Origin of the sequence: Vibrio sp. STUT-A16 (assembly GCF_026000495.1) — a bacterium.
Lineage (GTDB): Bacteria > Pseudomonadota > Gammaproteobacteria > Enterobacterales > Vibrionaceae > Vibrio > Vibrio diabolicus.
On sequence record NZ_AP026766.1, the window covers coordinates 641,166 to 655,474 of the forward strand.

A 14,309-nucleotide genomic window follows, 5' to 3' on the forward strand; every position below is an offset into this window, starting at 1 on the left:
GTATTTTGCCCTTAAATAAAAATGAGATCAATTATCATTTTCATAATCATGTGAAATTTTTATCTAGTATGTGAGGAAAAACGTTTGCTTGGACCGAGGTGATAAAACTTAATATCTCTCTAAATTAGCGATCTATGCTGTTTATATAAAACCAGATAAATATAAAAGCCTAGCAAACACGTTAGTATAGAAAGACATCATTTCGCCTGGAGATAAGCATAAAAAAACCCGAGTGCGAACACTCGGGTTTTGAAAAACTAAAATCAGTTGAAAACTGGAGCGACTTTTACTCTTCAGAGTTTGGTGCCGCTGGCTTTTTCTTCGGGATGAACACATCATCACCCACTGATACGTTTTTGTAGAAACTCTTGTCACGTTTAACAGGTTTCTTAGCCGACTTCTTCGCTTGAGGGCGTGATTTCTTCGCTGTCGCTTTCTTGTTACGGAAATCTGGCTTAGGTGGCTTCAGGCCTTTGAACTTACCTTTCAGATCTTCGAATACTGAAAACTCAAGATCTTGTTGTAGGTAAGCTTCTACACGTTTAAAGCTATCCCAGTCTTTTGGACCAACAAGAGAAATCGCATCACCCTTGTTACCAGCACGGCCCGTACGGCCAACACGGTGTACATATTCTTCAGTATGCTTTGGCATATCGAAGTTAATGACGTGTGTCACTGTCGCAATATCCAAACCACGAGAAGCAACATCTGTTGTCACTAGGATCTTGAATACCGCTCGCTCAAACTGGCTCATGATCGTATTGCGTTGAGTCTGGTTCAAGTTACCACTCAATGCAACGGCCTTCAGTTTCTTCTCGTTTAGCTTCGCTGTTAGGCGCTCAGTATCATCGCGCGTCGCCGTAAAGATGATAACTTGGCGATATTCTGCTTCTGAAAGTACGCGATCTAGAATCGCCTCTTTATGATCAAGATGATCACACAGGTAGAATTTTTGCGTGATATCTTTGTGTTCTTCGTTAGAAACACCTATAGCAATACGTTTCGGAGCATTAAGCATTTCAGCCGCAATGTCATTTACGTCGGCGTGATCCAACGTTGCAGAGAACATTAATGTTTGACGGCGACGATGCTTAGCTGCTTTATGGATACGACGAAGCTCTGGTGCAAAGCCCAAATCCAGCATACGGTCTGCTTCATCAAGGATCAGCGTTTCCAAACCTTCAAGGTAAAGCGAGCGGTGCTCTAAGTGGTCAGCCAGACGTCCTGGTGTCGCCACGATGAATTTCGGGTAACGGCGCAGTGCTTTCACTTGATCATTAAAGTTCTCACCACCCAAAATCAATGCAGCTTCATAAGATAGGCCAGCAAGCATAGAGCGAAGCTCACCATACACTTGTTTCGCTAGCTCACGAGTGGGAGCAAGAATAACTGCGCGAGGGTCTTTGGCAGAAAACGATTTTGTCTTTAAAGACTTGTGAAGCATTGGTAATACAAACGCCAAAGTCTTGCCCGAACCCGTTTTCGAAGATGCCAATAAATCCTTGCCTGCAATCGCAACAGGAATAGCCTGCTTTTGAATGTCAGTTGGTTTTTTAAAATCGTAGTGTTTTAGGTTCTTCAACAATCGGTTGTCTAGGCCTAGATCTTTAAATTGCAAAGTATTCTCCAATAAATCAGTCAGCGTCTGAGCGCTCTGTAATGTCGTTTCCGCTCTAACGCAGCAAAAAAATAAAGCTCGGTATAATACCGCAAATCATAGGAGTATAGATAGAGATCACACAAACTAATTCCCACAGATGAAAACAAAACATCATTTGCGGCTCAATTAAGAACAAACCCTCGCTTTATTGGTCAGCTGCTTGGCTTAAGATTTAGAGAAAAGCGAACTCAAGGTGTGCCTCTCGTTCTCCAATAAAATTGCGCAAATGGCAGTTATTTGCGCCGAGAAACTTTCATTTGTGTCAATATCGTCTAAATTATTGATATCAGGAACGTGGCAAAAACACCTGCTATGAGAACTGTTGTGGGAATAAGGGAGATGATAATTCACTCACCTTTGTTAAGCTCAGGTAAAAGTTGACGTCAGGTACTCCATGAAATTCTTGGGTTTTTTTGACTTTTGCTACATCATGTACTGATAAAATGTATCCACATTTAACCTCGCTACTGTATAAAATAATAGTTGGTAGCGAGACTTTCACTATAAGCAAGGAGTTCTTATATGAACAAAACGTTGATCGCAGCTGCAGCAACTTCAGTACTTCTACTAGCAGGTTGTGCTTCTTCTGATGACGCAGCAACAGCAAATGCAGCAAAACTAGACGAACTAAGCAACCAAGTTAGCCAACTAAGCCAAGACGTACAAGCTCTTCAATCTGACGTTCAAAAATCAGGTGCAGCAGCAATGGCTGCTCAAGAAGAAGCTGAGCGTGCTAACGAGCGTATCGATAACATCGCTCAGTCTTACACTAAGTAAGATTTGATACCGCGTCTTAACGCCTGTTAAGGCGCGGTTATTTCGACAGGAACCCCATTCTGTGCGGCAATCGCTGCTTTAGCCTTCACATTTTTCAGTCCGAACTCATCCAGCCACCACTTTAGCTCTTTTGGTACCTGTAGGTGATCTTTCTCACCATTGCTGCGAGTCAATGGCTCATGTGCCTCTAAAAATACACTTCTGTCCGGCTCTAGTGATACTTTCACTGGTTGGTTAATGATATTCACTTCTTCACCGTTACGAACTTTTTCAAACAACCATTCAATGTCGCTCGGGTCCATACGAATACAACCCGCGCTGACTCGCATGCCGATGCCGAAATCTTTGTTGGTACCGTGAATAAGGTACTCGCCATTTCCGTAGGCTAAACGCAATGCAAACATCCCAAGAGGGTTGTCTGGACCGGCAGGTACAACGGTTGGCAAGTCAATGCCCTTCGCTTTGTACTCGGCACGAATCGAGGCTGGCGGCGTCCACGTAGGGTTTGGACGCTTTTGGCTAATACGCGTTGTCATCACCGGGGTGTCTCGCCCAATTCGCCCGATTCCCACGGGGAATACATGCACAATATCTTCTCCTTTCGGGAAGTAGTATAAGCGCAATTCCGCTAAATTAATGACAATGCCTTTGTGGGGTACATCTGGGAGGATCAGTTGTGTTGGAATAGTAAGAACGTGTCCCTCTTCTGGCAAGAAGGGATCCACGCCTTTATTTGCCGCCATTAAACCTAGCATCCCGACATCATAGTGCTTGGCAATATTTGCCATGGTTTCGCCTTCTTGCACGACGTGGTTTTCAAGGCGACCAATTAAACGACTGCCATCCTCTGGTAGCTCGTACATTTTAGCGAATGACAAACCACTCGCTAAAGATAACGATACAGATAACAGCGTACGTTTTGCGAAACTCATTGATCGCTTTTTGCTAAGCATTTCACTTTATTCCTTGGCACTTTTAAAGAGCCGTAAGGTTATCTCTCTTTCTGTCTTGTGATCAACCATCGGCTTGTGATATTCCAGTAAAGAAAATCCCTCCCAAGTCCAAGGTTTATGGATGTATTTGTTTGGCACACTTTTGAGTTCAGGCACCCAGTGGCGCACGAATTGACCATCAGAGTCAAACTTCTCACCTTGGCTTATCGGGTTGAAAATACGGAAGTACGGCTGCCCATCACAACCCGTCGATGCAGACCACTGCCAACCACCATTGTTTGCTGCGAAATCGCCGTCCACCAGCTTACTCATGAAGTACGCTTCGCCCCAACGCCAGTCAATGTGTAAATCCTTGGTGAGAAAGCTCGCGACAACCATACGAAGCCTGTTATGCATCCAGCCTGTTTGGTTGAGCTGACGCATTGCTGCATCGACGATCGGGTACCCTGTCGCTCCAGCCTTCCACCGCTCAAAAGCCTGCTCATCATAAGACCACTGGATTTTATCTTCCCAGTCGATAAAGCCTTTGCCTTTAACGAGCTTTGGTTCGAAAACCAACAGGTGCTGATAAAACTCACGCCAAATGATCTCACTCAACCAAGTTGCTTTCCCTTCTGTTAGGTCATTTTGTTGGTTTTCAGCATACAAGCGAGCAATACATTGCCTTGGTGACAATGCACCAATCGCAAGATAGGGAGACAGTTGACTGGTGCCAACAATAGCCGGAAAATCTCGATCTTCCTTGTAAGCATCACTGCGCTCACGAGCAAATTCCCTAAGCTGCTTTAAAACATCATTGGTCGAAGCAAACCAATCCTCGCTGGACTCTCGAGGATAGCTAAACGTGAAGTCTGAACTAAATCGAATAGGCTCTAATTGTTCCAATAGTTTACTGCTTAGCGGCGCTTGTTCGTGAGGCTTTGTTACCGCTGGCATTTGAAACTGCGTCAACCAAGCACGTTTGAATGGTGTAAATACCTTAAAATACTCACCTTGCTTATTGAGAACCGTCGTTGGTGGGTGCACACATTTGTCGTGAAACAGTTCAAAATCGATATCATGGGAAGCTAGCGCCTCATTCACTTGTGCATCGAGCTCTCGTTCATTCACTTCATAGTGAATATTCGCCATAACAGACGTTGCTTCAAGTGTTTTCGCCCATCCACTAATCACTTCGGTACAATCAGAAAACGACGGCACCTCTTTATATAAAAAAGGAACATTCAGGCTTTCCAACTCGTCGTTGAGATACTCTAAACGACGAGCAATGAGATCCGCCTGCATCGGTGCCATGTGGTGTTCTCGCCACTGCTCTGGCGTCGCGATAAAACAAGCGACAACAGGCTGACCTGAATCTAACGCCGCCTTAAGTGCGGTGTGGTCTAACGTTCGTAAATCACGTCGAAACCATACTAAGATCATGGTGTCTCCTTCGTTTCGTCTACTCTGTTAGGTGCAGTTTCTCAATCACTTCAGAACATCCAATACGTTCTTCAAAACGTGTTTGAAGCATTTTGATGGACTCCACTTGCTTAGCTGCCAGCGCTTTATTGGAAAACAGGTAAATGAGCGAGTAGCTATCAACAACTTCGTGCTCCAGTAAACCAGAGACATCATCAACTTTGTCGATCAACGTCGTGTGATACCCTTGCTCACACAACTTCGCTGCTTGAATCCAGCTCTCTGCTTCTCTATGTTGTTCAAAGCTGATAAGCAAGCACTTCCCTTTGGAAGCGGCTTTGTTTTCAGAGTCGATAACAAGGGCAAGACGAGTAATCAAACAAGTTTGAAATAACCCCATCTGCAACGATCTCAGCGATCCTTTGACCATCTCCAGCGCGTCAAATACAGGGTCGATAAATTGTTCAATAACCAAGTTCAATGGATACTCTTTGAGAACAGAGGCAAGTAAGCTCTCCGCTTTACCTCGATTCAGTTTCGAAAGTGCTGATAACATGGTTTCTACTTCTTCGAGAGTACGAACTTCATTGTTGACTTCTACGTCAGCACTTTTTCCCAAAAGTCCCTTTACTTTACCGATGGCAATCCCCTTCGCGAGCCAACTCTGGACTTCACGAATCGTATCGAGATCTTGCTGTCGATAAAGTCTGTGCCCTTTTTCTGTTCGCTGCGGCTGGATCAAATTGTATCTTCTCTGCCAAGCTCTTAGCGTAACTGGTTTCACACCCGTGATTTCTGCGACATCTCGGATCGCGTATAGCTTTTCTTCTGAACTACAAACCATAGCGTAATCTCATCTCCTGCGGATACGGTTCTAAAAACTTCTGTTTTGCTAAGTACTCATCTGGGTAAGTGTTTAAGTAGTGCTTAATCAATGTCAACGGTGCTAATAATGGCAATGTACCAGTGCGGTAGTCATGAATTACTGTTGCTAATTCTTCTTTTTCGTCTTTAGTTAAAGCGCGCTTAAAATACCCTTGTAAATGCATTAGTACGTTAGTGTTGTTTTTTCGGCTAGCACGATTCGCAAGTGCCTTCATAAGACCTAAGCGATACTCTTGATAGAATTCTTCGATTTCATAGCTAGCGACATCGGCAACTAAACGACCAAGAGAGCGGTATGACTCAGGGTGATGCGCCATCAAGGTCAACTTATAGCGCGAATGAAAATCGATAATTTTGCCTCGAGTTGGCTCTCCGTCCATCGAGTCATAAAAGTCGTTTAGGCAAAATACTCGGGTAATAAAGTTTTCTTTTAATACAGGATCGTTGAGTCGGCCATCCTCTTCGACGGGCAACCAAGGCATTTTTTTCATCAGCGTTTGTGTGTACAAGCCGACGCCTTCTTTCGCTGCGTTATTTTTGCTATAAACCTTGACGCGCTCCATACCGCAAGTTGGAGACTTGGCACAGACGATGTAACCACAAAGTTGCTCGCTTTGTAGCTCCTCCACTTTGTTAGCAGAGTAAGCAAGCATATTATCGGTATGGTCATTTTCTGGATTTTTAGTTTCTACCAGCGCCACACGCTCTTCTTCGGAAATCAAACGAATTGTTGGTCGCGGCACTGGCATTCCGACGCCCACTTCGGGACATACCGAAACAAAGTCAAAATATGGGCTGAGCTCTTTAGTCACAAAGTTACTGACTTTATGACCAGAGTCAAAACGAACCCGTTCACCCAAAACACAAGAACTGATACCTACTTTGATTGAAGATTCCATGATGACGCATCCCTATACAAAATGTTTTGTTGTATAACTTATAGCAAGGCTTTTCAGATTGTACAAGAAAATAAATTGTACAATTTAATCGTTTTACTTTTCTCAAGAGCATTTCGATCAGCGCTTTCTCAAAAGTTTTTTATGTTCTCAATGTCCATTTTGTGCGCGCAATCGACAAATCGCTCAAAAGCGAATCGATTGCTCTTTTACTTTCAACAGATTTAGTTATCAATGACGTTCATGGTTTCTAAAAGCGTGGTTTTTGTGACTAAGCTCTCAAGGGGCCACTGTACGTCCCGATATTATTGCTTCAACGAAAACGAACAAGTTCAACAGAATTGGTAATAGCGTTCTATACTAGAGGCGTTTTATCAAAACAAAACTTTGGAGAGCACTTATGGCAACCCCACACATCAATGCACAACCAGGTGATTTCGCTGAAACGGTTCTAATGCCAGGCGACCCTTTACGTGCTAAATACATCGCAGAAACGTTTCTTGAAGATGTGAAGCAAGTTTGTGACGTTCGTAACATGTTCGGCTTTACTGGCACTTACAAAGGCAAAAAAGTGTCTGTTATGGGTCACGGCATGGGTATCCCTTCTTGCTGTATCTACGTACACGAGCTAATCGCAGAATACGGTGTGAAAAACGTAATCCGTGTAGGTAGCTGTGGTGCGGTACGTGACGACGTTAACCTAATGGACGTTGTTATCGGTATGGGAGCTTCTACAGACTCTAAAGTAAACCGTATCCGTTTCAACAACCACGACTTCGCTGCAATCGCTGACTACGGCCTTCTAGAAGAAGCGGTAAACCAAGCACGAGCTCAACAAGTACCAGTGAAAGTTGGTAATGTATTCTCTGCAGACCTGTTCTACACACCAGAAGCTGACATCTTCGAGAAGATGGAAAAACTAGGCATCCTAGGTGTAGACATGGAAGCGGCTGGTATCTACGGTGTTGCTGCAGACCTAGGTGCGAAGGCGTTAACTATCCTAACGGTTTCTGACCACATCATCCGTGGCGAAAAACTAAGCTCAGAAGAGCGTCAAAAGTCGTTCAACGACATGATGAAAGTTGCGCTAGAAACCGCAATCAACATCTAAGAACAAGTAGTAAGTAATAATTTGCAGCCAGAGTTATTGCTGGCTGCCCGAATTATCCCGAGGGGGCGATTGTGTCTAACGGCGAACTGCCAAAAGACGCAGATGGGTTACAACTCAACTTTTGTAAAACATTGGCGTGTGACAACTTTGGATTGAGTGATGCAAAGCGTTACGTTCTGCAACATGCTAACCCTAAACGTCCGGCGATGGTATGCCGTGAATGTGGAGCTTTCCCCCCCTTACTTAACAATCGCGATGTCGTGAACGAACTTCATCGCCTGCGACACGTCCACAGTGACGGGTTGCCTGCGTGCCGCAATGATGATTGCGAGAACTTTGGACTATCCGTCCACACACATAAACACCTCTACCACGCTTTCGGTTACAGTGGTGATCGTCAACGTTACCGTTGTAAAGCGTGTCAAAGTACCTTTGTTGATAAATGGTCAGGCGCGAACAAGAAGCTACAATTCCAAGAGAATTTAATGGGCTTATTGTTTACTGGTTACTCTGTGCGCGAGATCTGCCGAAAACTCAGTATCAACCCGAAAACCTTTTACGACCATGTTGATCATATTGCGAGTCGCTGTCGCCGTAAATTAGCCACTATTGATGCTCGTTGGGTAAACCACGCAACGCACTATGAATTGGCCTCAAACTATGTTGCATTGCAGCCAAACAGCAATAATGGTGTCTACTGGATTGTTTCTGGTGAAGCCCACTCAGGCTATATTCTTTGTCAACATGTGAACTATTCTGCTGATGAAGAGCCAATCGCCACGCTAGACCATAACCCGTACGACGAGGTCTCTCGTTTTGTTTCCCAAGAGTACACAGCGGAAGCAAGTGAACCGCCAGCGGAACCTTCGAACCTCCTGCGTGAGCGTATTGACCAAAAATACCAAACCATTTTGGCTCGCGGTAACGTGGAAGATCCTCTTGGTAATCTTTCTGTATTCCATTACCCATCTAAAGGTGCATTAGTTCGTCCGCCTTACACATCATACGCTCATTACCTGCATGTACTTGATATGTGTTGCCCCAACAAACGTGTATCTCTATATATGCCTCAAGACCCCCTACTACGTTCGGCAGCACTGAGCGTTTGTTTGTCTCGAATTAAAGAGAAAAATGTCGACTTGATGTACGTAGAAGAAGATGCAAATTGGGACATGAGCACACCTTTTGGCAAGGTCGATATCGCCTATATGAGCTGGTGGCGAGATCGCTGGGCGATCTCCACTCAAGACGAAAGCCACAAAGGCATTTGCTACCTTGCAGGTGATAGAAATGAGCCCGAGAAATGGTTTAACGTTGCAACAACTCGCCATGTGCAGTTCTATCAAAATCGCTTCCAGATCCTTTTCGAAAGCTTCATTAACGAGCCACGTCGCAAATTACGACCTGCTGGAATTTTACCTCTTTTAGATATATTCAGAGCTTGGCATAATTTGTGCTATCAGGATAAGCAGGGTCTTACCGCCGCACAAAGGCTAGAAGTCACTGATGCTCCTTTGACCATCAAACAGCTCCTATCGTAACTATTGGCATTTAGATGTAGTAATTAGGGGCTGTGACAGTATACATTACGGCACCTAATCGTTTACCAAAGCGTTATCCGCATCGTTTTGGTAATAAAACATGCATCTAACCACTTAATATTAGGTGTGAATTCCAGTTCGATAGTCATGGATGTGAACGTTGGATAAAAACCAAATTCAGCTAGAAGATGAGCTCAAAAAGCTTAAAGGCCAAATAAAAACGGCCCCTGAACACACCTTCAGTATTGCGCAGCAATACCGTATCCGCGCGGAGCAAATTTTATTTGTGGATGGTGAAATCAGAGCATTGTTGATAATGGCGCAGTGCTGTTGGTGCCTAATGGATTACCGACAAGGCTTAAAGCTAGTCAAAGACGCCTATAGCAAGCAAACTCAACTTGAAACCGACGACCACCTGCCCGAAATTCTTCATTTATTTGCTCTTCAATATTGGGGACAAGCAAAGTATTACTCAGCCCAACAATATTGGATTAATGCACTCGAACAATCCGCCCTCGTTGATGATATTGAAATTCAAATCGAATCTCTAATTGGGCTTGGCAACGTATGGCGCATCACAAATGAGCATCAACTTGCCGCTTCCACTCATGAGTTGGCCGTTAAAGTGGCAAACAACGTCCGTATTGCTTGGTTGGAAGGCAAAGCTCGTATCCTGTTGGCTTGGGACTATTACTTACTGAATAAGTTTGTCGAAATGCTCACTGTGCTGGATGGTGCAACCGAAGTACTAAAAGATCATGATGACAGCACATGGCAAGCCGAGATCTGGGACTTTAAAGGCCTAGCGCTACTTGGGCTAGAACGCCTTGATGCCGCAGAAGAAGCCACACAAAAGGCCCATAAACTCGCTATTGAACATGATCTCATTTGGATGAAGGCACACTCGTTTATTAGCCGCGCAAGGCTCGAACTCTTACGCAAAAATACGGATAGTGCAGCAAAGTTACTACTCGCAGCAGAAGAGTCCGCGCTTAGTTTTGACAACGGCGAGCTACTAAGTCAGATCTGCTTTCAGCAATCTCGAGTCGCTGAAGAGCAAGGTGATTTTGAATCGGCGTTTAACGCGTTTAAAAAATACCGTAAACATGCACTTAAAATGCTCAAAGAACAGACTCATCGAGTCAGTATGGATAAAGCACGCGGCTCCAAACGCCAGCTAGAGCAACGAGCGCGTAAGCTGATTAATCGAATCCGTTCTCAACATGAATATGACCCTGAAAAACAGTTTTCTAATGTTGTGTCCGAGACCTACTGGTGGGAACAGTTAGTTCTATTTAAAACAGAGCTCAAACGCTCCAACCACGCGATCATTATGATTCAGCATACAAACCCCGAATTTCTCGATGTTTGTACTGAGCTAGTTCATGCATTGACGACCTCAAATGATCTCATCTCACGAATTTCCAGTGACAGACTAGCTATGTTAATTGCTGAGAAAGGTCAAGCAGCAGAAGATGTCTATCGTACGGTTCAGGCAATGTTAGACATCTATCCATGGAAACGTCGCGGGCTAAAAGGTCCCAAACCGATACTGTATTTGCAAGATATCCTGACCTTCCCATTCACTTTGGAGCAACTCGAAGAAAGCTATATTGAGGTAATGAAGCATGGAACAACTGCTTAGCAAGGTTACTGACGCAGGCATCGATCCTTCTTCCGTCTCTGGTGAAGAAGCGATTACGCTGTGGGAGCACATCGGGTTACATATTGCATCCACGAACCGAGAAAAAGCACATTGCTATATCATTAGTGCCGAGTATCGACGAGAAATTAAACAGCTCAACGACAGCATCGAAGAACTACGACAAGCCCTTGAGTTGCTCGTTTTACCCGACGATGTAGAAGATATTCTGTCTGTAAAAGCAAGCTTGAGTGATCGTTTAGTAGAAGTAGGTGACTACAACGCGGCATTAACCGAATATGTTGCTGCAACGAATATCGCCGTCGAATATGGCTATATTGATGAGTACGTACTGGCTATTATTGGAATGGGCAATTTGTGCGATGCCTATGGGGATCACCATCGCGCCTTGCGTTATTACCAAAAAATCGATGCGATCGATCACGCCATTAGCAGTCGCTCCCTACGTCTGCGCTACAAACTTTACATGCTTGCCTGTTACATCAGTTTGAACCGTACCGCAGATGCACAAGAATTATTGAGTGAGTGTGAAGAGCTAAGTATCCTCGTCAGTGACAAAAACCTTGCTGCGCAAATTCATCTCTACCGAGCCAAACTGCATCGTTTGCAAGAGGATTACCCTAACGCATTGCTTGCTATCTCGAATGTTCAGTATACGACGGGCAGTGCTACCACGTACTGGTTGTCCACAATGGTCAAAATCGAGACCGCATATTGTCTAAACGGTGTCGGACACATCTCTTTAGCCAACTTAGTGCTGGACTCTATCGGTAAACGAATTCAGAAGCACTCGTCTCCTCTTGTCGCTCAGCATTTTTACAACGCAATGAGTCAAGTTTACGCTTCTCAAGGGTTATTTCAGAAAGCATTAAACTGTGAAAAAAAAGCGTTTCGCATTGAATCTGACCTTGTCAAACACATTCCAATTGGTGAATTGGGTTCTACTCAATTACGTCGACTTTCTCGTTTTGAACTACAGCTCAAACTCATTTTGTCAGAACTTGAAAACAAAGAACTCAAGGAAACCACCAAACAACATAAGAATACGGTCGCTCAACTACAGCAAGATGTCTTTACTGACCCGCTGACCTCTTTGCACAACCGACGTTGGTTAGAAGTCAAACTCAAAGACCTGCTTTTGCACGATACTGAATTTGCGTTGATGGTCATCGATATTGACCATTTTAAGTCCATCAATGACGAGCTCAGTCACCTTGTTGGAGACAAAGCGATTAAACGTGTGTCTCAAGAATTAGCAGGATACTTCAAATTTAAAGGCGCTTCTTGCGTTCGCTTTGGCGGTGAAGAGTTTCTTGTCATTCTAGAGAATAGCAATCTAGAGCGAGCAGAAATGCATGCCGAGAATTACCGCGAACGCATTTATCAATATGGTTGGGTCGATATTCTTGGCGAGCGGGGGTTGACCGTATCGATCGGGATTACCTTACATCGAGAAGGAGAGAATACCCAACGTACCTTCTATCGCGCCGACAAAGCCTTGTACCGCGCCAAAGCCAATGGCCGAAACCAAGTCTGTACCGAACTTTAAACCATGCCCCAACCTTCACTTGGGGCATAACCGTGGCTTTTATTCTCCATTCCTTACTTTATTACTACTTAGTTTGATTATAAGCGCCTTCACTTCTTATTGTCCTCGAATAGCAATCGATACGGATATCGCATAAACATAATTCAAGTACAAAATAACTTGATTGAACGATAGTTAAGACAAATACTTAAACTGTTCATTTACGTAAGATTTTCCATTAGGTAACAAGCACAGGCAGGTAAGATGTTTCTAGACTATTTTGCACTTGGGTTACTCATCTTCGTTGCTTTGGTGATCTTCTACGGGATTATCGTTATTCACGATATCCCGTATGAAATTGCTAAAGAACGCGAACACCCTCATCAAGACGCAATTCATTACGCAGGCTGGGTTAGCCTTTTCACTTTACATGCACTGTGGCCATTTTTATGGATATGGGCAACATTGTGGCGCAAGGAGCGAGGCTGGGGCTTCAAACAACTTGAGCAAGAAACGCACGACATTCATCACCGTCTTGAAGAGCTCATCGACGAAGTCAACGAACTTAAAAACGAAGTATCGATGTTGAAACAACAAAAGATTCAGCAAAGGCCTTTGACTGAACAAAGTAAAGAGGACGAATAATGGATTTATTGCTGATTCTGACTTACACAGCCCTTTGTATCGCCATTTTTAAAGTCTTTAATATTCCTTTGAACAAATGGACCGTACCTACAGCCGTACTTGGCGGCGTAGTGTTGGTGGGCACACTCGTCCTTCTTATGAACTACAACCACCCATTTACTCAGTTAGGTAACCAAGTATTCCCAACCACGCCTATCGTCTCTGGTGTACGTGGCCGCGTTGTGGAAGTGCCCGTTCAAGCGAACCAACCGCTCAAAACGGGCGATATTCTTTTCAAAATCGACCCTGTGCCTTTTGAAGCGGAAGTCGCACGCCTTGAAGCGAAAGTTAAAGAAGCAAGCCAAGGCGCGTTGAGTTTAGAGTCTGACTTGAGAGAGGCAGAAGCGGCAGTTTTGAAAGCACAAGCCGATAGAGATAAAGCGCAAAGAGAATTTAGCCGATATCAAAGGGGCTTTGATCGCGGCGCGTTTACGGAACAAGATTTAGATACTCGACGCCAAGCGTACAAAGCGGCAGAAGCCATGCTAGACGTTGCCATTTTGCAGCAAGAGCAAGCACAGATCGCATTAGAGTCGGAAATCGGCGGTGAGAATACCCAAGTCGCGCAACTACTCGCTGAGCTACGTAAAGCAGAGTTCAACCTTGAGCAAACCGTCGTTCGTGCGCCAACCGATGGTTACGTTACGCAATTGGCTTTGCGCCCTGGTGTGATGGCTGTGCCGTTGCCGCTTGCCCCTGCAATGACCTTCGTTCATACCGAAGACATTACGTACACCGCAGCGTTCAGACAAAACTCGCTACAACGTTTGAAGGCAGGCTTTGAAGCGGAGTTTATGTTCCGTGCGATACCGGGCAAGGTATTCCGTGGCGAAGTCATCGACGTGATTCCAGCTATTGGTGAAAGCCAAATTCAAGCCAGAGGTGCTCTGCTTGGTACCGATGCCCTGCGCACAAGCGGACGTGTATTTGCGAAGCTGAAAATCACGGACGATTTGAGCGAATACCACCTACCAATGGGTACCGCGGTTGAAGTCGCCGTTTACTCAGACAGCTTTACTCACGTGTCAGTGATGCGCAAAGTGCTGATTCGCATGAAGAGCTGGCAGAATTATTTGTACCTAGACCATTAATGAACAGCTAGCTCATTCATTTATCGATGAAAATAGTATCAGAAAGTGTAATCGGGGGCTGACAATCAGCCTCCGATTTCATTCTAGCCATCCAGACAGATAGCATTCCCACTGTTATC

The 14,309-nt window shown here is 44.6% G+C and carries 12 protein-coding genes; 7 read left to right on the forward strand and 5 right to left on the reverse strand.

Annotated elements, in window-relative coordinates:
- Positions 1 to 286: 286 nt before the first annotated feature.
- A complete protein-coding gene (locus OO778_RS19385) occupies positions 287 to 1,630 on the reverse strand; it encodes a DEAD/DEAH box helicase (protein WP_047009779.1) in 1,344 nt (447 codons plus the stop codon).
- Between the two features lie 552 nt (positions 1,631 to 2,182).
- Between OO778_RS19385 and OO778_RS19390 the strand changes: the two genes are divergently transcribed.
- The gene (locus OO778_RS19390) at positions 2,183 to 2,437 is read left to right on the forward strand and encodes an Lpp/OprI family alanine-zipper lipoprotein (protein WP_005375145.1); all 255 of its coding nucleotides are present in this window, start codon (positions 2,183 to 2,185) and stop codon (positions 2,435 to 2,437) included.
- A gap of 26 nt (positions 2,438 to 2,463) precedes the next feature.
- On the opposite strand, the gene OO778_RS19395 is transcribed toward OO778_RS19390, so the two are convergent.
- The 4 genes from OO778_RS19395 to OO778_RS19410 are packed head-to-tail and all read right to left on the reverse strand — an operon-like array spanning position 2,464 to position 6,575.
- Positions 2,464 to 3,390, reverse strand: coding sequence for a L,D-transpeptidase family protein (locus tag OO778_RS19395; RefSeq protein ID WP_005394922.1), 927 nt, complete (start codon positions 3,388 to 3,390; stop codon positions 2,464 to 2,466).
- A 6-nt stretch (positions 3,391 to 3,396) separates the two neighbouring features.
- Positions 3,397 to 4,812: a deoxyribodipyrimidine photo-lyase gene (gene phrB / locus OO778_RS19400; protein WP_074190407.1), complete on the reverse strand. Its 1,416-nt coding sequence runs from the start codon at positions 4,810 to 4,812 to the stop codon at positions 3,397 to 3,399.
- Between the two features lie 19 nt (positions 4,813 to 4,831).
- Positions 4,832 to 5,635: a MerR family transcriptional regulator gene (locus OO778_RS19405; RefSeq protein WP_074190406.1), complete on the reverse strand. Its 804-nt coding sequence runs from the start codon at positions 5,633 to 5,635 to the stop codon at positions 4,832 to 4,834.
- Positions 5,625 to 6,575 carry a DUF523 and DUF1722 domain-containing protein gene (locus tag OO778_RS19410; protein ID WP_046875782.1) on the reverse strand — a complete coding sequence of 317 codons (951 nt, stop codon included), beginning with the start codon at positions 6,573 to 6,575 and terminating at the stop codon, positions 5,625 to 5,627. Before OO778_RS19410 ends, OO778_RS19405 begins: the two co-directional genes overlap by 11 nt.
- A 397-nt stretch (positions 6,576 to 6,972) precedes the next feature.
- On the opposite strand from OO778_RS19410, the gene deoD reads away from it, so the two are divergent.
- The 6 genes from deoD to OO778_RS19440 all read left to right on the forward strand — a co-directional run bounded on the left by deoD (position 6,973) and on the right by OO778_RS19440 (position 14,190).
- Complete coding sequence (deoD, locus tag OO778_RS19415) at positions 6,973 to 7,683, forward strand: purine-nucleoside phosphorylase (RefSeq protein WP_005394915.1); 711 nt, start codon at positions 6,973 to 6,975, stop codon at positions 7,681 to 7,683.
- 71 nt (positions 7,684 to 7,754) lie between these two features.
- The gene (locus OO778_RS19420) at positions 7,755 to 9,224 is read left to right on the forward strand and encodes a hypothetical protein (protein WP_005394913.1); all 1,470 of its coding nucleotides are present in this window, start codon (positions 7,755 to 7,757) and stop codon (positions 9,222 to 9,224) included.
- Between the two features lie 160 nt (positions 9,225 to 9,384).
- A complete protein-coding gene (locus OO778_RS19425) occupies positions 9,385 to 10,869 on the forward strand; it encodes a hypothetical protein (protein ID WP_046875780.1) in 1,485 nt (494 codons plus the stop codon).
- Positions 10,853 to 12,436 (forward strand): diguanylate cyclase, encoded by a 1,584-nt coding sequence (locus tag OO778_RS19430; protein WP_104972897.1) that lies wholly within the window; start codon positions 10,853 to 10,855, stop codon positions 12,434 to 12,436. The genes OO778_RS19425 and OO778_RS19430 overlap by 17 nt, the downstream gene beginning before the upstream one ends.
- Before the next feature lie 243 nt (positions 12,437 to 12,679).
- Positions 12,680 to 13,060: a DUF3302 domain-containing protein gene (locus OO778_RS19435; RefSeq protein ID WP_006741936.1), complete on the forward strand. Its 381-nt coding sequence runs from the start codon at positions 12,680 to 12,682 to the stop codon at positions 13,058 to 13,060.
- On the forward strand, positions 13,060 to 14,190 hold the full coding sequence (locus OO778_RS19440) for an HlyD family secretion protein (protein ID WP_047009576.1): 1,131 nt from the start codon (positions 13,060 to 13,062) through the stop codon (positions 14,188 to 14,190). The genes OO778_RS19435 and OO778_RS19440 overlap by 1 nt, the downstream gene beginning before the upstream one ends.
- The last annotated feature ends 119 nt before the right edge of the window (positions 14,191 to 14,309 follow it).

Bases quoted from the DNA above. Each gene is read 5' to 3' on its own strand.
- deoD (WP_005394915.1), top strand. From the start codon at position 6,973: ATGGCAACCCCACACATCAATGCACAACCAGGTGATTTCGCTGAAACG.
- OO778_RS19395 (WP_005394922.1), bottom strand. From the start codon at position 3,390: ATGCTTAGCAAAAAGCGATCAATGAGTTTCGCAAAACGTACGCTGTTA.
- OO778_RS19440 (WP_047009576.1), top strand. From the start codon at position 13,060: ATGGATTTATTGCTGATTCTGACTTACACAGCCCTTTGTATCGCCATT.
- phrB (WP_074190407.1), bottom strand. From the start codon at position 4,812: ATGATCTTAGTATGGTTTCGACGTGATTTACGAACGTTAGACCACACC.
- OO778_RS19435 (WP_006741936.1), top strand. From the start codon at position 12,680: ATGTTTCTAGACTATTTTGCACTTGGGTTACTCATCTTCGTTGCTTTG.
- OO778_RS19390 (WP_005375145.1), top strand. From the start codon at position 2,183: ATGAACAAAACGTTGATCGCAGCTGCAGCAACTTCAGTACTTCTACTA.
- OO778_RS19410 (WP_046875782.1), bottom strand. From the start codon at position 6,575: ATGGAATCTTCAATCAAAGTAGGTATCAGTTCTTGTGTTTTGGGTGAA.
- OO778_RS19405 (WP_074190406.1), bottom strand. From the start codon at position 5,635: ATGGTTTGTAGTTCAGAAGAAAAGCTATACGCGATCCGAGATGTCGCA.
- OO778_RS19430 (WP_104972897.1), top strand. From the start codon at position 10,853: ATGGAACAACTGCTTAGCAAGGTTACTGACGCAGGCATCGATCCTTCT.